An 18024-nucleotide genomic window follows, 5' to 3' on the forward strand; every position below is an offset into this window, starting at 1 on the left:
ACCTGCGCAAGGTTGACGCAATGGCGCCGACCCACTCCTTCTATGTGCAGGTACACCGCCATGACTGTTCCGGTCGCCCCCCCGTTATCCCTCGGCCGCACTGAACTGCTTAAACAGAGCCTTATCCATCAATTCGATGGCCGCCCAACCCTGCGCGCAGTCATTGCCAATGCGTTGGAAAAGGCTCTTAAGCAGTACTTTGCAGGCTGGTTTGCAAAAATCCACGTACTGCAGCTGCAGATCGTCTGGGCCGTCGACGCCAATGAGCAGCCTTTGCCTGCGCTGCGCTGCGTACCGTTGCTGGACGCCATGCTTGAGCACATTGCGGTCGGCACGCCTCTGAATTACAGCTACTACGAGTCAAAACAATGCTATCTGGTGCAACTGGCCGAAGGCGAAGTGCTCAGTGCCGATACCCCTTCATTCCTTGATATACCCACTGTTGAACGGGCTATGCGCTATGTGCTGCGGCACTGGATCTGGTCATTTCAGCAGGCGATGCTGGATTTCTGGAACGAGCCTGTGCCCGGCTATCAGAGCCGCACCTTATGGCTGGGGCAATGGTTGAGTGACACCTTGTTGGCGGCCGCCAATAACTCGGCCGGTTTGAGTGATGAGCAGATTGAGGTGGTAAGGGGCATCGTCAGAACCCCTTTGTTAAGTGATCGCCTTCAGCAACTGCGGTATCAGGAGCAGCCCAAGGTCTACTTCGCCCAGATGGTGCTGGGCGGGGACGGTCCGACGGTCAATCTGCTGCTGCCTGATCTGTTGATTGTGCATGGCGTTAACGGGCAGGAGCAGCTTTTGCAGTGTCGACCAGGCGGGCACATCGAGTCCTTTGCTACGCTGGGAGCGTATGAGCGCGTGCTGGGTCGGACACTCCCGCACCGTTACCCGGCCAAGACCCTGACCTGCAAACGTTACGAACCCGCAGGTCACTGCTTGCAGGTGCAAGCGATGATCGTGCTCAACAACCAGCTCGAACGCATCGCCTCGCTGGTGGACCGGGCAACCTCTGGCGTGCGTACGCTGGTTCAACTTGAACAGCACTTAAGGGACATCACCGACCCCGCAGCCATCGTCGAAGACGATGAGCTGCCGGCATCCGAGCCGCTGGCTCGTGTGTACAACGCCTTACCGGCGTGGTTACGCACCGCGTCTGTGCAAGATCGATTCGCCTATCGTTCGCACCTCACTGATCTTGCAGACATCACCCGCAAGGCCCGAGGCCGTGTTTTCAACGAAGGCATTGCTGACCTTCACACCTGGGCCAGGCAACAGTTGCAGCACAAGATGCGTCAGGACCAGCCGCTGGCACCGGGGTATGACCCGGATGACCTTATGCTCGATTTTGCGGTGCCTTTCGGGCCGTTTGGCACCGCCGGGCAGGTACACACCGTCACATTTACGCTGACCGAACTGGCCCTGCAAAACCTGGTGGCCTGGCCGGGTGGCCACATGACACTGCGGCATAAACACAACCAACTGATTCAAGACTGGTGGCTCACCGCTGCCTACATCAGGCAGCTCATTACGCGAGTGAATATCGGTGAGGCCTATCCAGGCTTGATCCGTCGCCTGCTGCTGGACGATGCGCCCGAAGCCCTGCGTCGCGAAGGCTTGTATGTTGAGCAGTTGCGGGTGTCTTTGCCTTTGCTGGCGCTGGAAATGAAGCTGCAGGGGCAGGGGGGATTGACCGACTGGGGCTACCGGTGTGTAGCAGCCTTGATGCGGCCCCATGCCGAGACCCGCATGTTGGAAGGGCTGACGGTGAACATCTGCCCGTTGGGCATGGTGAAACACCCTCGCGCGGTACCTGATTTTGTGAGCAACTTCTATGTGATCGGTACCGGCAACCCGCTGAACGGGCGGTGTGTGCTGTACCGGCCACTGTTTAAGGAGGCGCTGATTGAGTATGCCTCGGTGCAGGAAATGCTGGACGCGTTCACGTACGCAGGTTCTTTGCGCGACAGCGTGCTGGACTGGTTGCCGGATGCGGCACGCTCCAGCTATGCCGACAGTGCCTTGCGCCTTGCCCGTCGACCCGCACAGGCACAGTTCTTTACCCAGCCGCTGAACAGTCACTTCAAGCATGACCTGTTTCTGGGTACCGCCCGGGCGCTGGCGATGCTGGCTGAACGGCAAACCGTCTCGAATGCTGAAAGCCGTTGGGCAAGTCTTAAAACGGGAGGCTGGTTGTTGCTGAACAGTGTGCTGGGGTCGCCATGGGTCAAAGGTCCGCTGGCGTTGCTGGGGTGGGTGTATTTGACCTACACAGCAGTTCGCCAGGATGTAGATGTGCTGCAAAGCGATGATGAACGTGCCCGGGCACCTGCGATTATCGACCTGTTGTTCAATATTGCCTTGGTGCTGCTGCATGGGGTGCCACGCTCGCCGATAGCCAGTCTGGCGAATGAAGGGCCTGAGCCGTGGCGGGCTTCCGCCCTAGAAGCCCCAACGATCGATAAGCCCCAGGCATCTGTCGAGGTCAAGACTGGGCCGGTGTATTTTTTGGATGTGCCGGTGGGTAATAACCTTAGCGCCCTGGATTTTACGTGGTTCAACAATCCGAGAATTGACTTCACACCCGCACAACTGGCTTGGCTGGACCGCAATCGCGGGCCGGACATCGGTACGGTCAAGCCTGTTGCGCACGGTGAACGCAAGGGCTTGTATGTGGTGGACAACACTTGGTGTGCGGTGGTGCGGGGCTTCAGTTACCAGGTGTCCCTGGAGGATGAGGGCGTTGTCACCGTTAACCCGGGCAACCCACTGGATACAGGTCCATGGTTGCGCAGTGACGGGGCAGGCAAGTGGGATTTTGACAGCGGCATGCGCTTGCGCGGTGGCGGACCCGGCCGTCGCAAGACGTCGAATGATCGACTGGCGCAACGCAATCGTCAGGTGAATGAACTGACGCGAAGGCTTGAAGCATTTGTGGTTGGGGAAAAAACCACCAATGAAAAAATCCTTGAAGAGCTGGGCAGAGCCCTGGAAGCCACTGAGGGCGAGAGAAGCCAGCAGTTTACTCAGATGGAAAAGAACCTGCGGATCAAGTATTTGCGCACCGTGTTGGACCACGCCAAGGCCGATCTTGTGATAGGGCTAGAGAATATACAGGCCCGTCACGCTTTAAAGCCGGACCCACAGGACCACCACATCCTCGGTGGTTTTTACCGATCACTGTGCATGGTGTCGACCAATATGTTGTTTGCCCAAATGTTCAGGGCGGGCTTTTGAGGCAGTTGCATCCGATATTCAATACCCATGAGGCGCTCACGCTGGACGCCGCCGGTACAGCGCAATTTATCGGGTTCAAACGTGACTTGCTGAAAGTCCAGATCCAGCAGGTCGAAGAGTTTCAGACCCTCAAACGCTATCATCAAGCGCTCAAGGATGTGCCCCGAGTGGGGGAGAAAATGGCCCGTGAGCAGGTGATCGGACAGTTCTTCACGGACGCCACCGGCATGGACCGCGAGGGCACGGAAATGGACTTTCAAAACCAAATGTTAAGAACGTTGTGTGACCTGATGCCCAAAGACCTGTTTGGTGATGTCTGGGAACGCTTGAACGCCATTACCGGGCCCTTGGGCTATACGGTTGCGGCGCATTCTCAACTGGCCGACAGAACCCTGTTCACGTATGGCGAGCGCATCGAAATTCTGGAGAGCGTGCGTGAGCAGTATGCCAAGGCTCATGACGCCCTGGCGCTTTTGCAACTGGAGGTGGGCGAGCAGTTGAATATGGCTGATTACCACCGGCTGAACGAAGTGCTCGAAAGGCTCAATGTGACGGTGGAGCAGGAACTGGCCCAGGAAATCAAGGAACAGGATGAATGGCTGCCTGAGCAACCCGTGGCCACCAGCGCCCAGCGCTCTTCACGGCGAATGATACGCACGCGTAATCAAGGCATTCTGATCGGCGTCGCCCGTGCTCGGGCATCTGAGCAGGAGCCGGAAGTCGTCGATGTCATGACTTTCACGTCTACTGTAGACCGCCGTACGCAAAGTCCTGAACCCGATAATCCCAAGCTTGTGTTCACCCGATCACCCGAGAACACATGGGACGAGATCCAAAGGCCGTTGCCTCGACAGGATGGTCGCCTGTTGGGAGCTATTCGCAGTCAGTGCAATACGTTGTTGGGCAAACTCGATGAAAAAATCAGGCTGGTGAAACTGTACTCGGGCCGCTCCAGATACCCCTTGGAGATGGAAGAAACCCTGGAGAGAGAGGCGCAAAAGCTGGACGTGCTGATCGCTGAAATTGAACGCACCTTTCCCGATGATCCGGTCGTGGACAAACCCAAACCGGGTACTCCGCGTTCATTGCTCAAGCGCTTGCGCGAGGGGGCAACCAAGTTGCGCGAGCAAGGCATCTGGGTGCTTAAGTCGGTGCCGCCGACCACACCGGTGGTGGAGTTTCTGTTGAGCAAAGGCGAGGTCAGCCTGGTGCGCATTGGTCAGCGTGTGGTTTTGAAGGGAGAGCGTCGGGATGTGGTTCAAGAGTACGAGGTGCGTACTAAAAACAACCAGGTGCTGTGGTACGCGCATCTGCATTACCCCGACCTCACCACACCTGCTAAATCGCCGTCGGCGGCGCATTTCAAGCTCAAGAGCCAGCGCTATGACAGCCAGGCCAGTCTGGCTGCCAAAGGGCAAACGTCTACGGTGCATTACGGCAAAATCAGCGAAAAAATGCTCAATGAACGTTTTTGGCCCCTGGAAGGTTAAACGCTTCTGGCAAGCATAGGGTTGTAGGCCTTAATGGCCTATCATTACGCCTTTCCCACAGGTGAATGATTAATGAGTGATGCAAACCAGACCTTGCGCGCAGCCCTTGAAACCAGCGATATGCTGGAAATTGACGGGCTGCATGCTTTTGAGTTTTCCCTTGATGACCAAGGGCTGCTCATTGAAGCCATGGATGGTCGGGCCAACAAGCGCTGGAGCTTGACCCCGGAGCAGGTTGAAGCGGCGGTGTTTGACGATAAGTTGCAAAGCTGGACGCTGAGCGGCGACGCCAGTGAACACCGCCTGGTTTGCTTTAGCGCCGTGTGCGCCAGCAACGACGATGATGATGAAGATGAGGCGCATGATGAAGCTTAAATGGTTGCCCTTGTTGATGGCCTCCAGTGTGGGGGCGATGTCGGCTCACGCCGCCTGCACCGCGGATGCAGAGTTGCTTGTTGGCTCTTATACCCAAGGCAAAAGCCAGGGTATTTACCGTTTGCAGTTTGACAGTGAGAGTGGGCGCATCACCCCTGAGCCGTTGCAAGTCTTCAAGGCTGCCAACCCGTCGTGGTTGACCCTGTCCAAAGATCAGAGCCGCCTGTTTGTGGTGAATGAGAATGGGCAAGGTCAGGCTGATGTCGTCGGGCGTGTCAGCAGTATTGCGATTGATCCCAAAACCCACGCGTTGAGCCTGGTCAATCAGGTCAAAACCTTGGGCGAAGAGCCGACGCACTCCGGTTTGAGTGCCGATGAAAAATACCTGTTTATCGCCAACTACGGGGTGCATGAAGACCCGGGTGGTAGCCTGGCCGTGGTGCCGGTGAATGCCGACGGCCAATTGCAGCCTGTTACGCAAATGAGCAGCCATCAGCCAAGCCGGGTTAACCCTGAACGGCAGATGTCGGCCCATGTGCATTCGGTGGTGTCATCACCTGACGGCAAATTTGTCTACGCCAGTGATTTGGGCGCAGACAAAGTGTTTGTTTACCGCTACGACCCTGTGGCCAACCCGGAACACCCACTGGTTGCAGCCACGCCTGCGGCCATTGAGTTGCCTGCTGGCAGCGGGCCGCGTCATTTGTTGTTCTCCAGGGACGGCAAACATGCGTACCTGACCACTGAAATGAGCGCGCAAGTGTTTGTCTTTGACTATGACAACGGTCAGCTCAAACAGCGTCAGGCACTGGACCTGGCCCATGGCATGCCCGCGCAGAACCGCGCAGCAGGCGCAGTGCACGCCTCGGCCGATGGCAAGTTCCTGTACGTGAGCAACCGCGGCAAGGCCAACGAGCTTTTGGTGTTCGCCATCAACCCGGCGAATGGTGAGTTGAGCGAGATCCAGCGTCGTTCGGTTGACGGTGATCATCCGCGTGAATTTACCTTGAGCCCCAATGGTAAATTTGTGCTGATTGCGAACCAGATGAGCAATGAAATCGTAGTGGTTGAACGTGATCCCGTGACCGGCAAGCTGGGTAAAACCTTGCAAAAGCTGGCGATGGATGCGCCCTCCGATGTGAAATTCATTCACTGCCCTTAAGGCTTGAGTAGAAGGCTGCGCCTTCTATCAATCGCGCTGATACTGGTTAGTGGCGCAATGAATTTCAGTGTGAAGACCCTTGGCGTTAAGTTGGCTCCACGGCCTGAACAGGCAAGCAAGCTAACTGAATCGTCGAGGGTTACCGCAATGAACTTCAATCTTTTCTCCGTCATCGCTGCTTCCGCCATCTCTGCCACCGTGGCCCTGCCAGCCAGCGCCAACACCGTGGCCAGCGACAAAAAGTCCACGGCCTATACCCAGAAATACCTGCAGCAAAGCGCCAACTTCTATGCGGCACTGGACCCTAAATCTCAGTCCTGAAAGCCCGTTAGGGGAGCATCTGCCTCGCGATCCTTTGACCTTTAATAGATCGCGAGACATTCAGGCCTGCTCCGGCCGCGCCTGCAGCACCTAACGTTGATAGGTCTTTCGGTAAGCGGTTGGACTAACACCCACCATCGAAGAAAAATGTTGACGTAATGAGAGGCTTGACCCAAGGCCGCAGGACTCAGCGATTTTCTCAATGCTTAGATGAGTCGTTTCGAGCTGTACTTGCGCGGCTTTGATTCGCTCGTTAATGAGCCATTGACCAAACGTCGAGCCAGTCAGTAGCTTGAAGTGGCGAGTGAAACTGCGTCTGCTCATGGCCAGCTTTGTCGCGACTTGATCAATAGAGAAGGGCTGGTTGAGGTTTTCTCGAAGCCCGTCCATTAGTTGACCGAGACGCAGGTCGGCGGCGTCTTGAGGAACAGGCTGGCTGATGAATTGGGCCTGGCCACCGTCCCGATGTGGTGAGACGAGCAACTGACGTGCCAACGAATTGGCAACCTCCCGTCCATAAGCGCGCCAGACGATATGGATGCAGCAGTCAAGCCCCGCAGCCACCCCCGCAGAGGTCAGAAACTGCTGCGCTTCGACGTAGAGTACTTTCGCGTCCACCTGGATGTCAGGGAAGTCGCGAGCCAGATGCGCAGCCCAAGCCCAGTGCGTAGTCGCCCGCTTGCTCTGCAGTAAACCTGCATGAGCAAGCACGAAAGCGCCCAGACACAGACCCACAACCAGCGCTCCATTTGCATGAGCAGCTTTAAGTGTCTCGATGAGCGCCTGCGGCGGCGCTTCAGTGACGTCGCGCCAGCTAGGCACAATTACAATATCTGCCCTCACGGCCTCATTAAGATCATGCTCGCAATGGACAGCGAAACCGGCATTGGTGCGCAGTTCTCCTGCCTCGCCCGCACACACCACCAGTTCGAACCAAGGCGAGTCTCCCACCTTGCGGTCTTTGCCGAACACAAGGCAGGGGACCGAAAGGTGAAACGGGCTGATGTCATTAAAGGCGATGACTGCAACTGTTAAAGGTTTGCCCATGGAGGTGGCCTTAAAAAAATTGGCCCGATTCTATCGAAGAATGTATTTCGGGCCAATGGTGCGGTTTTTCAGATGCGTCCACTCTGATCGCAGGTGTTTTGCACCTGAAAAAGGTACATCAGAGATCAAGCCAATGAACATACCGACCCTTTGCATGCTCGGAGCACTTATGACGACTCTTCCGCTCACCCAATCAGCACAAGCGGCCGACCCCGTGCCTTCCGTTCCGTATACCAATGAGTCCACCAGCTATCATTGGTCCAGCGTGGACGGAGTGAAGATTTTTTATCGTGAAGCGGGGCCCAAGGACGCCCCAACCTTGGTTCTGCTACATGGATACCCTTCGTCTTCGAGGATGTGGGATTCGCTGATACCGCTGCTCGCGGATCGGTATCACATCATCGCGCCCGATTACCCGGGATTTGGCAGAAGCGACGCGCCCTCGGCCACTACTTACGCCTACACGTTTGATCACCTTGCGCACAGCATGAGCCAATTGCTGACGCAGTTAGGCATCAATCAATACACGCTGTTCATGCAGGATTATGGCGGTCCGGTGGGCTTCAGAATGATCCTCGACGCGCCACAAAAACTGCACGGCATCATCATCCAGAATGCCAATGCTTATAACGAGGGCCTGGGGGCCAAGTGGGCGAATATAGCCAAGTATTGGAAAGCACCTGACGAACACCCCGAACAAGTCGATGCATTCATTGGCTTCGAGGGCACGAAGCAACGTCACCTGGGTACCAGTCCTCATCCCGAGCGCTACAACCCGGATGCATGGGAGGACGAATTTGCCGCCATATCCCGTCCCGGTCAGCGGACGATACAGTCGGCATTGTTGCTCGACTATCAGAGCAACGTCGCCTCATACCCTGAATGGCAACAGTGGTTGAAGGCCAACCAGCCACCCATGCTGGTTATGTGGGGAAAATACGACCCGTCGTTTATCGTGCCGGGGGCCATGCGTTACAAGGACGATGTGCCCGGCGCCGAGGTGCATATTCTTGAGGCGGGGCACTTCGCACTTGATGAGCAAACCGAACAGATTGCCAGCCTGACACGCCTGTTCATGGCACGTATTGCCGTCAGCCAATAGTCGGTACCCGATAAGGGTTGGGTTCATACGCTGCCAAGTAACCCAATCTGGCACGTCAAAAACTCAGTGTATTCAGCAACTTTGCAGTCGGCCCTTCTGCGGGGCCGACCATGGCGTAGTTGTAGCCGGGGCCTGACCAGTAGTCGGCCTGCAAGTCACCATCGCGTCGGCTGCCCCGGGGCAGCAAACTGTTTTGTGGGCCTGGCGGGCGGATGTAAAAGCTGATTTGCTGGCCCTGAGGGTTTTCATACAGCACCATTGCCGCGCCGCCTTGATCGGTGGTGAGCAAGCGGCAACTGACCGGTTTGAAGCCTGCGCGGCTCAAGTCCGGCAAGCGTTCGGCGTGGCTGAAATAACGGTCCATCCAGGCTTGCATGTCGCTGCTTTGCTCAACCTTATAGTCGGCAGGCAGAAACCCCTGTTCGGCAAACATGCGATGTGCTGCCAGTGCGTCGGTCATCGGCAGGATGGCCGGGCTCTGGGTCATTTGCCGGGCCTGCCAACCGCCGAGTCCACCCATGCTGACTGCAATCAACAAGACGGCCGCCGTAGCCCAATGACGCGTGGCCTGGCGGCGTTGTCGCTGACGAATGGCCGCGGGGTCGAGTGCCGGGTTATCCGGTTGAAGCAGGGTTTGCTGCAACGCCGTGCGCAGGTTTTGCGCATCGCGTTGCCAGGCATGAACCTTCGCCGCGACCTCAGGATTGGCGTCTAGATAGCGTTCTACGTGCTGTCGGTCAGACTCACTGAGCGCGTGATCGACATAAGCATGCAGGTCGTGCTCACTGGGCGGGGTGGTGATCATTTAAGTCTCCGCAAAGCAGGGCGGGTAATTTCGCCTTCACTGAGTGCGCGCAGGGCCTGGCGTGCGCGTGACAGACGCGACATCACTGTGCCGATCGGCACTTCAAGGATGTCGGCCACTTGCTGGTAACTCAATCCCTCGACAGAAATCCATAACAGCAGCGCCCGTTGCTCGGTGCTTAACTGGTCGAATGCTTGCAGCGTGGTTTGGGCTATTACGGTGCGCTCGGTAGAGGGTTGCGCGTCGTCGCGGCCAGTAAAAAATTCCAGCATCCGCGCATAACGCCGGGTACGCCGATGGTTGTCGACAAACTGGCGATACAGAATGGTAAACAGCCAGGCCCGTAAATCGCCGTCCGGGCGTTTACTGGCGACACTGCCGAGGGCGCGCTCAAGGCAATTTTGCACCAGGTCATCGGCATTGCTGGCGTGGCGCGTCAACGACAGGGCAAAGCGCCTGAGGCTCGGCATGAGTTCGCGCAATTGCTCGTCAAATGGGTGCATGGTGACTGGCGCCGGGTGGGTCTGTTAATCGGATCAGCGTCATGAAGACGACCAGGCTTAGCCTTTATTCCCTGGGCTTGAAAATAAATAACCTGAAAATAATTGCCTGGCGCCGGGAATAAGCCTGATCGGCCTGCGTCTCATAGGCCATCCACCTGATGGCCCGTGGCCAAGGAACACTTTATGGTAGATCAATTACCGCCCGTACGGCCCGTGAAAGCTGCATTGAGCCCCGCCAGTGTGTTGCTGCGTCTGGCGGGTATTGGCGCAGTGGTAGCGGTCATCGCCACAATCTTCTTTTACGTCAACGGCACACTGGATGCCGAACGCTTGCGGCCTAAAACCCTGGTCAATGCCCTGGAGCGCAACAATGGCGTGCATCCGGGGTATCGGCGTAACCATGCCAAAGGCATGTGCGTGATCGGGTATTTCGAGAGCAACGGCAATGCTCAACCGTTGTCCCGCGCACAAGTCTTTGAAGCCGGTCGTACTCCGGTCGTGGGCCGCTTTGCCTTGCCGAGCGGCAACCCCTATGCGCCGGACAGCAGTGTGCCGATCCGCAGCCTGGCATTGCGCTTTACCCAGTCCAATGGTCAGCAATGGCGAACTGGAATGAACAGCATGCCGGTCTTCCCGGTGGGCACGCCTGAAGCGTTCTATGCGATGTTGCAAGCGGGAACGCCGGACCCGGCTACCGGCAAGCCGAAGCCCGACGCCATGCCGGCGTTTTTTGCCGCACACCCGGAAACCGCAGCCTTTTTGCAATGGGTGAAAACCGCCAAACCCTCGGCCAGCTTTGCGACTGAAAGCTACAACGGGATTAACGCGTTCTATCTGGTGAATGCCGCCGGGCAGCGTCAGGCCGTGCGCTGGGGCGTGGTGCCGGAAGGTCAGGATGCCGCCGGGGCAACGGCCCCCAATGATGCGGACTACCTGGAAAAAGACCTGGTGCAGCGATTGTCGGCCGGGCCTTTGAGATGGCAGTTCAACCTGACCTTGGCCGACGCTGGCGACCCGATCAACGATGCGAGTAAAACCTGGCCAGCCAGCCGCAAGGTGATCAATGCGGGAACCTTGGTGCTGCAAAGTGCGCAGCCACAAAACGATGGCGAGTGCCGTGACATCAACTACGACCCGTTGATTTTGCCCAATGGCATCGAAGGCTCGGGTGACCCCTTGCTGGCTGCACGTTCGGCCGCCTATGCCAGTTCTTATCTGCGGCGTACCAGTGAAGTTGATCAGTTGTCCCAGGAGAAACGTCCATGAGCACCTCTAACAAGCATTTCGCACCTCTGGCGCGCCTGCTGCATTGGCTGATGGCGTTGATGATCATTGCCATGCTGTTTATTGGGGCGGGGCTGGCGGCCTCTGTCTCCGAGCGGCATGAATGGTTGCTCAACCTGCACAAACCCCTGGGGATAGCCATTTTGCTGCTGGTGATTGTGCGGCTGTTTGTGCGCTTTACCACCCATCAACCGGCGTTGCCTGCTGATTTGCCGGCGGTCCAGGTTTTGGCTGCAAAACTGTCGCATGTGTTGCTGTACGCGCTGATGTTCAGCCTGCCGCTCATAGGTTGGGCGATGATCTCGGCGGCGGGTGATCCGGTGATGTTGAGCAGTTCTTTGCAACTGCCATCCATCCTGGCAGCTAACCCAAGCACCTTTGCGTTCTTGCGCAAAGCCCACACGTACCTGGCGTATTTGTTGTTCTTTACCGTGTTGGCGCATTTGGCGGCAGCGTTGCTGCACGGCTGGGTGCGCCGTGACGGGGTGTTGGAAAGCATGGTGCGGGGGAAGGATTGAAGACCCTGTAGTCGCTGCCGAAGGATGAGGCTGCGAACCGCCACAAGGCGGCGGTCCTGCGGCCCGCATCGCAGCCTCGTGCCTCGTCAGCGACTACAAGGTTGGCGAAAATCCTATCTGCGATGGGGTGTGCAGCGACCCCAAGACGGATGCGGCGGGTTGTTTGTTCAACTTGGGGTGATAGTGTGATCTGCCGAGCATAAGGACCCGGCAATGCGGCAGATTCTTCTTATTGTGGATGTTCAATCCACGTTTTCCCCTCCCGAATGGCTTGTCAGTGGAGTTTCGGCTCTAGCCCGACATGTACCAGCAGTTGCAACCATCGAATTGCATGATGAAGAACACACCCCATTCCAGGACCAACTGGGATGGTGCCCGGCCGTACAGGACAAAAGCCTGGTAGAGGTTGAGCGGGTTTTTATCAAGTACGGGTATGCGCCTTCAGCAGAAACACTGGCTTACCTCAAGTCGCTGAATCCTGACCGTGTGCTGGTGTGCGGGATTCAGACCGAGACGTGTGTGTTGGCGGCGGGTTTTGCCCTTTTTGATCTGGGGTTGCATCCGACCTTGGTGACAGATCTGACCGTCGGTTCATCGCTAGACAGGTCCGGCCAGTTGGGAATTAACTTGTGGCAGCATCATTTCCGGCAAGTCACCACAACGGCCGAAATAATCGGCGAGTTGGAGCTGGCGAAAATCCTGTCAGGCAGTTTTGGCCATGACGGCGGTAAACAGCTCGGACGCTAAAAACCGTTCCAGCCAGGCATTCAGGCGCGGGTAGGGCGCTTGTTCGAACCAGTCGCGGTCGACGTGGGCGAACTGGCGCACAAACGGCGCCAGGGCAATGTCCGCCAGGCTCAAGGTGTCGCCAGCCAGGTACAGCGTCTGTTCGAGCAGCACTTCCAGGCGCTGCAAAAACGCCGCCCCTTGGGCGCGATAGTGCTCCATCGGTTGTTCCGGGTAGCGGATGGCGTATTTGTAGCGGTCAAGGTTGACCTTGAAGACCTGGTCGTTTTCTTCAATCAGCGCCGCACTGTCCGGGCCAAGCCAGTTGTCCGGGTCATGCCGGGCCAAGGCCCAGTGCATGATCTCCAGGCTTTGTTCAATCACCCGGCCATCGGCACAGACCAATACCGGTACGGTGCCCTTGGGCGACAGCGCGAGCATTTCAGCCGGCTTGGCCTTGAGGCTGACTTCTACAATCGATAACGGCACGCCGCTGTAACGCAGGGCCATGCGCGCCCGCATGGCATACGGGCAGCGACGGAAGGAATACAGCACGTTGCCGGTCATTTGACCTCCACGGTGCTCAGGCCATTGCCTTGGCGCCGCACCTGAATTTGCACCGGAATGCGTTCATGCATTTCCTGTACGTGGGATATCACCCCAACTTTGCGCCCCTGGGCTTGCAGGCCGTCGAGGGCATCCGTTGCCAATTGCAATGACTCAGGGTCCAGGCTGCCAAACCCTTCGTCGATAAACAGCGACTCGATTTTCAGCGTGCTGGACGCCATAGACGCCAACCCCAACGCCAGCGCCAACGACACCAGGAAGGTTTCACCGCCGGACAGCGAGTGCACCGAGCGCAGTTCGTCGCCCATTTCGGTGTCCATCACCAGCAAGCCGAGCATGCTGCCGCCGCGCTTGAGGCGGTAACGTTTAACCAGTTGGCGCAGTTGAGCGTTGGCGTGGTGCACCAGCAAATCGAGGTTGTAGGCCTGGGCGATCTTGCGGAATTTGTCGCCGGTGCCCGAACCGATCAGTTCACTCAGGCGCGCCCAGCGCTGCCATTCTTCATAGGCTTGAGCGATACGTTGCGCCAGCGCTTGGTTGGCCTCTTGGCGACGTTGGTCTTCTGCCTGTTGCGCCCGCAGTTCTGCCACGTGTTGTTCGCTGGCAGCGATTAGCGCGTTCAGTTCAGTGAGGGCAACCTCAAGCGCCTGGGCATCAAGGTTGCCATTGGCCTGCGCCTGATGCTGGTTGAGGCGTTGCTCACGTTCCTGGAGCAGGACGCGGGCTTGTTCGACGGCTTTCTCGCTGGTTTGCAGTTGCTGGCGCAGGTCGCGAATGTGCGTGTCGTCGAAGCTCAGCAATTGCTGCAAACGGGCCGTATCGAGCGCTGAGTGCTGCCCGCGCCATTGCTCGACCTGCTCGCTCACGCTGCTATGTTCAGTTTGCAGTGCGTGCAGGTGCTCTTGTTGGGCCTTGAGCTGGGCCGCCAGTTGCACCAATTGGTGGGCGATGGTTTGCAGCGCTTCGCTGGCCTGGGTCTGGGCGTTGCGCGCCTGCTCAAGCGCCTGTTCAAGGTGGTGCTGCCATTGTTCGGCGCTCGGGTGATCGCCCAGCAATTGCTTGAGGCTTTGCTGACCTGCCTGCTGTTGTTCGTGCAACTCAGTTACGTTGCGTTGCAGGGCATCCAGCTCTTTAGTGTGGGTGGCTTGCTGATACTGTTCACGCTCGATGCGGCTGCCGCGTTCAGTCTGCTCGGCGTGTTCATCGCGCTGTTGATCCAGTTGTTCAAGGCGATGGGTGACCTGCTGATCAAGCTGCATAAAGCAGGCTGAGGCGTTTTCACGCAATGCCGCCAGTGTGGTCTCCGGCAGCAGATTGGCAAACTCGGCAAGTCCTTCCTCAAAGCGCAACGTGTCTGCCTTGAGGTGTTGCTGCTGCTCGCTGAGTTGCTGTGTGGCTTGCTGGCTGGCTTCGGTACTGCGTTGCAGCTGTTGTTGCAATGCGGCGGCTTCTTTTTGCAGGGCAAGCAATGCGTTTTGACGTTGTTCGTCCTGGCTGATGCTGTGTTGCAGTTGGCTCAAGCGTTGAGTCAGCCAGGCTTCGCGCTTGGCCGGATCTTGCCCTTGCCATTGTGCATACAGCGGGTGGGCTTCCAGGCCTGGCGCCAGCGTCTGAAGTTCTTCGCCAAGTTGCTGGTGCTGCTGTATCAGCTCGCGCTGCTGCGCGTTAACCCCGGCGAGTTGCTCACGCAACTGGTTGAGGGTTTCTTTGAGGGTATCGACCGTTTTGCGCGCGTTGGTCTCTTCTTCCTCGTCAAAACGCGACAGGCCCTGCAACAGCGCTTCAGGCTGGTGATACGGGTGGTCATGGCTGCCGCAGACCGGGCAGGGCTGGTCGTCCTGTAGCTGCGCGCGCAGCTCTTCGACGCTGGCGCTGCGGGCCAGGCGCTGGCGTTCAAGCAACTGCTGAGTCACGCGCAAGGCTTGTTCGGCAGCTTCAAATTCTTTTTTGGTCTGGGTGCCTTGGCCGATGAGATTTCCGCGTTCGGTTTGCAGGTTTTGCAGTTTGATCTGCACCGCCTGTAAACGCGCCTCAAGGGCCAACTGGCTGCTGCACAGGCGCTGTAAGTCTTCAAAAGCGCGCTGTTGCTGACGGTTGTCAGCCAGCAGGCTGCCCAGGGTCTGGATCTGCTCATTAACGGCGTGCGGTTCGGCACCGGCTTCCTGGAACAAGATTTCCAGGCTGCTGCGCAGCTCAGTGAGCTGTTGCGCTGCCTGGCTGGCGCGCTGTTCTAAAGCCGGTAATTCTTCTCGGCCTTTATTCAGCGTAGTACTCAGGCGCACCAATTGCTGCAGGCCGCGACGGTAACCGTCCCAGGCATTGGCCAAGGGGGCCAGTTCGTTGCTGTGTTCCAACTGCGCAGCGATCTGCGCCAAGCGTTCTGTACCTTGCTGCTGGCGCTCGAGCAAGCCGTGCAAGGCCTTTTGCCCTTCGGCGCAAGCGTCTTCAGCCTGCTTTTTAAGCGCCTGTTGAGCCTCTAAGGCTTGGGTCAGACGAGTGAGATTGGCGTGTTCCAGATGGGCTTTTTGCAGATGCGGTGCGGCATCCCGTAGCTCGGTCTGGGCTTGATTGGCCGCTTGTTGGGCAGTCTGGAGTACTTGTTGTAGTTGAGTCTGGCGTTGCCCCAGCTCGGTCTGCTGTTGCAAGTGCCCGGCGATCTGCTCGGCCAGCGGGGTGAGTTGCGCGTCCAGTTCGGCCAAACGGGCGAACTGATGGCGTTGGGGCGCCAGTTGCTCCAGCAACTCCAGGGTTTGTCGCTGCTCTGCCTGGCCGTCCCACTGGGCTTGGGCCTGCTGGAGCTGTTCGGCGGCACTTTGCTGCTGTTCTTGCAGCTCGCGCAGGGTTTTGAGCCATGTGTGCTGCTGTTCAAGTTGCTTAAGCTGGCTTTGCCGGGTTTTCAGCAGTTGTTGCGCCTCGCTATGACGCTGGTCCAGCTCCGCACGGGCTTCGGGCTCCAGCGGGGTTACGCCAACGGCCTGATCTTGCAATTGCTTGTGCGCATCGCGGGCTTCTTTGGCTTTGTCGAAGGCACGCTTGCCGAGACGGGTGTACAGCGCCGTGTCGGTGAGTTTTTCCAGCAGTTCACTGCGCTCGTTGTCATCGGCCTTAAGAAACGCACTGAACTCGCTTTGCGCCAGCATTACGGCACGGGTGAACTGTTCGAAGTTCAGGCCCAGACGTGATTCCAGCTGCACTTTGTAATCGCTTTTCTGGCTGGCCAGCAGTTGATCGCTGTCCAGATCGCGCAGGCTCTGGCGGCTGGCTTGCAGCTTGCCATTGGCCTTTTCGCGGGCGCGGTTGGCTTCCCAGCGGGCGCGATAGCGGCGGCCATCGATGCCGACGAAATCGACTTCGGCATAGCCTTCGCCGGTGCCGCGACGCAGCAGGGTGCGCGGGTCACCGGTGGCGATCTCGCCGTCGGCATCCGGGACTTTGGCATCCCGGCCGGTGTTGTTCAGCCGTGGCACCGCGCCGAACAAAGCCAGGCACAGGGCGTCGAGCAAGGTGCTTTTACCGGCGCCAGTGGGACCGGTGATTGCAAACAGCCCGGCACTGGCCAGTGGCTCGGCGGTGAAGTCCAGCTCAAAAGGACCTGCCAGTGAAGCCAGATTTTTCAGGCGAATCGCGAGGATTTTCATGGCTGTTCACCTTCCATCTGGACTTCTTGCAGCAGCACGGCAAAGTCTTTGAGGGTTTGCTCGTCGGCTTCGCTGCCGTAGTTGTCCTGCCAGGCGCGACTGAACAGTTCTTGCGGGGTCAATTGGTCCAGCTCGATCAATTGCGCGGCGTCGTTGTCCCCGGCGCGGCTGCCATTGCCAGCGTATTCAGCAGAGATGCGTACCAGACGCACGGCTTTACCCAGCAGGGCGGTTTCGATTTGCTGACGCAAGTCGGGCTGCGGTTCGTCCAGTTTGACCCGTACTTCAAGCCACGGTTGGCGCTGGGTGTCGGCCAGCAGGTCAATGTCCGGTAACTCCGCCAGTTGGCCGAGAATTTCAAGCAGTGGCGCCGGGCCGACCCGTTGCAGATTAACGGCGCGCGGGATCAAGCGGGTTTCGACGCTGACCAGGGTTTCGCCATCGAGTTTGACGTCGAGAATCTGGTGCTGGTAGCCGATCTCGGAAAACGACAGCGGGATCGGCGAACCGCAATAGCGGATACGCTCTTCGCTGTTCACCCGTTGCGGTTTGTGCAGATGGCCCAGCGCAACATAGCTGATACTGGGTCCGAACAGGCTGGCGGGCAGGGCTTCGGCATTGCCGATGATCAGGCTGCGTTCGGAGTCTTCGGACACCGAACCGCCGGCCATGTGCGCGTGGCTGATGGCAATCAGCGCTTGCCCGGGCTTGCGTTTGGCGTTGGCGGCTTCAATCAGCCATTCGTGGACCTGGCCAATACCGCGCAGGTAATCATCCCCCAAGTGTGCGCCGGTCACTTCGGCCGGGCGCAAGAACGGCAAGGCCAGGCACCATGCGGCGATTTCGCCAGAGGCGTCAGGCAGCGCAATCAACAGGCGTTCGGCATCCAGTTGGCCGTCATCGAGCCACAGCACACGGCCCAGTGCATGGGTACGCAAACGGCGCATCAAAGGCGCTGGCAATTCGATGCGCGAGCCGGAGTCGTGGTTACCGGCGATCATCACGATGGTCAGCTTGGGTTGTTGCTCGTGGGCGCTGACGATGAAGTCGTACAGGCGTTCCTGAGCTTTGACCGGCGGGTTGACGGTGTCAAAAATGTCCCCGGCAATCAGCAACACATCGGGTTGTTCAGTGGCCAGTTGGGTGAGTAGCCAGCTCAGAAAGCAAGCGTGTTCGAAGTCGCGTTCCTGGCCATGGAGGTTTTGCCCCAGGTGCCAGTCGGAAGTGTGAAACAGGCGCATAACAA

15 protein-coding genes are annotated in these 18024 nt (G+C 58.1%); 9 read left to right on the plus strand and 6 right to left on the minus strand.

Going from position 1 to position 18024, the window contains the following annotated elements:
- Positions 1-60 precede the first annotated feature (60 nt).
- From ACJJU9_RS11175 to ACJJU9_RS11195, 5 genes are all read left to right on the plus strand, one after another.
- Entirely contained in the window at positions 61-3240 is a 3180-nt protein-coding gene (locus ACJJU9_RS11175) for a dermonecrotic toxin domain-containing protein (protein ID WP_407730740.1), read from the plus strand.
- Complete coding sequence (locus ACJJU9_RS11180; protein ID WP_407730741.1) at positions 3237-4730, plus strand: hypothetical protein; 1494 nt, start codon at positions 3237-3239, stop codon at positions 4728-4730. Before ACJJU9_RS11175 ends, ACJJU9_RS11180 begins: the two co-directional genes overlap by 4 nt.
- 72 nt (positions 4731-4802) lie before the next feature.
- On the plus strand, positions 4803-5105 hold the full coding sequence (locus tag ACJJU9_RS11185; protein WP_407730742.1) for a DUF5629 family protein: 303 nt from the start codon (positions 4803-4805) through the stop codon (positions 5103-5105).
- Positions 5095-6267: a lactonase family protein gene (locus ACJJU9_RS11190; protein WP_407730979.1), complete on the plus strand. Its 1173-nt coding sequence runs from the start codon at positions 5095-5097 to the stop codon at positions 6265-6267. The genes ACJJU9_RS11185 and ACJJU9_RS11190 overlap by 11 nt, the downstream gene beginning before the upstream one ends.
- A 147-nt stretch (positions 6268-6414) precedes the next feature.
- Positions 6415-6588 (plus strand): hypothetical protein, encoded by a 174-nt coding sequence (locus ACJJU9_RS11195; RefSeq protein ID WP_194289344.1) that lies wholly within the window; start codon positions 6415-6417, stop codon positions 6586-6588.
- Positions 6589-6678: 90 nt separating this feature from the next.
- Here the strand turns inward: ACJJU9_RS11195 and ACJJU9_RS11200 are convergent, their stop codons facing one another.
- The gene (locus tag ACJJU9_RS11200; RefSeq protein WP_407730743.1) at positions 6679-7635 is read right to left on the minus strand and encodes a GlxA family transcriptional regulator; all 957 of its coding nucleotides are present in this window, start codon (positions 7633-7635) and stop codon (positions 6679-6681) included.
- Between the two features lie 169 nt (positions 7636-7804).
- On the opposite strand from ACJJU9_RS11200, the gene ACJJU9_RS11205 reads away from it, so the two are divergent.
- Positions 7805-8737 (plus strand): alpha/beta fold hydrolase, encoded by a 933-nt coding sequence (locus ACJJU9_RS11205; RefSeq protein WP_407730744.1) that lies wholly within the window; start codon positions 7805-7807, stop codon positions 8735-8737.
- A gap of 55 nt (positions 8738-8792) precedes the next feature.
- Here the strand turns inward: ACJJU9_RS11205 and ACJJU9_RS11210 are convergent, their stop codons facing one another.
- Together ACJJU9_RS11210 and ACJJU9_RS11215 are read right to left on the minus strand one after the other, a co-directional pair.
- A complete protein-coding gene (locus tag ACJJU9_RS11210; protein WP_407730745.1) occupies positions 8793-9542 on the minus strand; it encodes an anti-sigma factor family protein in 750 nt (249 codons plus the stop codon).
- Positions 9539-10045 carry a sigma-70 family RNA polymerase sigma factor gene (locus ACJJU9_RS11215; protein WP_123748971.1) on the minus strand — a complete coding sequence of 169 codons (507 nt, stop codon included), beginning with the start codon at positions 10043-10045 and terminating at the stop codon, positions 9539-9541. The genes ACJJU9_RS11210 and ACJJU9_RS11215 overlap by 4 nt, the downstream gene beginning before the upstream one ends.
- A 183-nt stretch (positions 10046-10228) precedes the next feature.
- Here ACJJU9_RS11215 and ACJJU9_RS11220 point away from each other — a divergent pair, with 183 nt between their 5' ends.
- From ACJJU9_RS11220 to ACJJU9_RS11230, 3 genes are all read left to right on the plus strand, one after another.
- On the plus strand, positions 10229-11311 hold the full coding sequence (locus ACJJU9_RS11220) for a catalase family peroxidase (protein WP_407730746.1): 1083 nt from the start codon (positions 10229-10231) through the stop codon (positions 11309-11311).
- A complete protein-coding gene (locus tag ACJJU9_RS11225) occupies positions 11308-11847 on the plus strand; it encodes a cytochrome b (protein ID WP_407730747.1) in 540 nt (179 codons plus the stop codon). The genes ACJJU9_RS11220 and ACJJU9_RS11225 overlap by 4 nt, the downstream gene beginning before the upstream one ends.
- Before the next feature lie 213 nt (positions 11848-12060).
- A complete protein-coding gene (locus ACJJU9_RS11230) occupies positions 12061-12594 on the plus strand; it encodes an isochorismatase family protein (protein ID WP_407730748.1) in 534 nt (177 codons plus the stop codon).
- Here ACJJU9_RS11230 and ACJJU9_RS11235 read toward each other — a convergent pair.
- The 3 genes from ACJJU9_RS11235 to ACJJU9_RS11245 are packed head-to-tail and all read right to left on the minus strand — an operon-like array spanning position 12550 to position 18019.
- Entirely contained in the window at positions 12550-13140 is a 591-nt protein-coding gene (locus ACJJU9_RS11235; RefSeq protein WP_407730749.1) for a glutathione S-transferase, read from the minus strand. The two genes, ACJJU9_RS11230 and ACJJU9_RS11235, sit on opposite strands and share 45 nt — an antisense overlap.
- Entirely contained in the window at positions 13137-16778 is a 3642-nt protein-coding gene (locus ACJJU9_RS11240) for an AAA family ATPase (protein ID WP_407730750.1), read from the minus strand. Before ACJJU9_RS11240 ends, ACJJU9_RS11235 begins: the two co-directional genes overlap by 4 nt.
- Positions 16775-18019 carry an exonuclease SbcCD subunit D C-terminal domain-containing protein gene (locus ACJJU9_RS11245; RefSeq protein ID WP_407730751.1) on the minus strand — a complete coding sequence of 415 codons (1245 nt, stop codon included), beginning with the start codon at positions 18017-18019 and terminating at the stop codon, positions 16775-16777. Before ACJJU9_RS11245 ends, ACJJU9_RS11240 begins: the two co-directional genes overlap by 4 nt.
- Positions 18020-18024: the final 5 nt, after the last annotated feature.

The sequence above is a fragment of the Pseudomonas helleri genome, assembly GCF_045830615.1.
GTDB lineage: Bacteria > Pseudomonadota > Gammaproteobacteria > Pseudomonadales > Pseudomonadaceae > Aquipseudomonas > Aquipseudomonas helleri.

Coding starts and splice junctions, on each gene's coding strand:
- ACJJU9_RS11205 (WP_407730744.1), top strand. CDS start 7,805: ATGACGACTCTTCCGCTCACCCAATCAGCACAAGCGGCCGACCCCGTG.
- ACJJU9_RS11195 (WP_194289344.1), top strand. CDS start 6,415: ATGAACTTCAATCTTTTCTCCGTCATCGCTGCTTCCGCCATCTCTGCC.
- ACJJU9_RS11200 (WP_407730743.1), bottom strand. CDS start 7,635: ATGGGCAAACCTTTAACAGTTGCAGTCATCGCCTTTAATGACATCAGC.
- ACJJU9_RS11240 (WP_407730750.1), bottom strand. CDS start 16,778: ATGAAAATCCTCGCGATTCGCCTGAAAAATCTGGCTTCACTGGCAGGT.
- ACJJU9_RS11210 (WP_407730745.1), bottom strand. CDS start 9,542: ATGATCACCACCCCGCCCAGTGAGCACGACCTGCATGCTTATGTCGAT.
- ACJJU9_RS11235 (WP_407730749.1), bottom strand. CDS start 13,140: ATGACCGGCAACGTGCTGTATTCCTTCCGTCGCTGCCCGTATGCCATG.
- ACJJU9_RS11225 (WP_407730747.1), top strand. CDS start 11,308: ATGAGCACCTCTAACAAGCATTTCGCACCTCTGGCGCGCCTGCTGCAT.
- ACJJU9_RS11220 (WP_407730746.1), top strand. CDS start 10,229: ATGGTAGATCAATTACCGCCCGTACGGCCCGTGAAAGCTGCATTGAGC.
- ACJJU9_RS11175 (WP_407730740.1), top strand. CDS start 61: ATGACTGTTCCGGTCGCCCCCCCGTTATCCCTCGGCCGCACTGAACTG.
- ACJJU9_RS11215 (WP_123748971.1), bottom strand. CDS start 10,045: ATGCACCCATTTGACGAGCAATTGCGCGAACTCATGCCGAGCCTCAGG.
- ACJJU9_RS11245 (WP_407730751.1), bottom strand. CDS start 18,019: ATGCGCCTGTTTCACACTTCCGACTGGCACCTGGGGCAAAACCTCCAT.
- ACJJU9_RS11190 (WP_407730979.1), top strand. CDS start 5,095: ATGAAGCTTAAATGGTTGCCCTTGTTGATGGCCTCCAGTGTGGGGGCG.
- ACJJU9_RS11230 (WP_407730748.1), top strand. CDS start 12,061: ATGCGGCAGATTCTTCTTATTGTGGATGTTCAATCCACGTTTTCCCCT.
- ACJJU9_RS11185 (WP_407730742.1), top strand. CDS start 4,803: ATGAGTGATGCAAACCAGACCTTGCGCGCAGCCCTTGAAACCAGCGAT.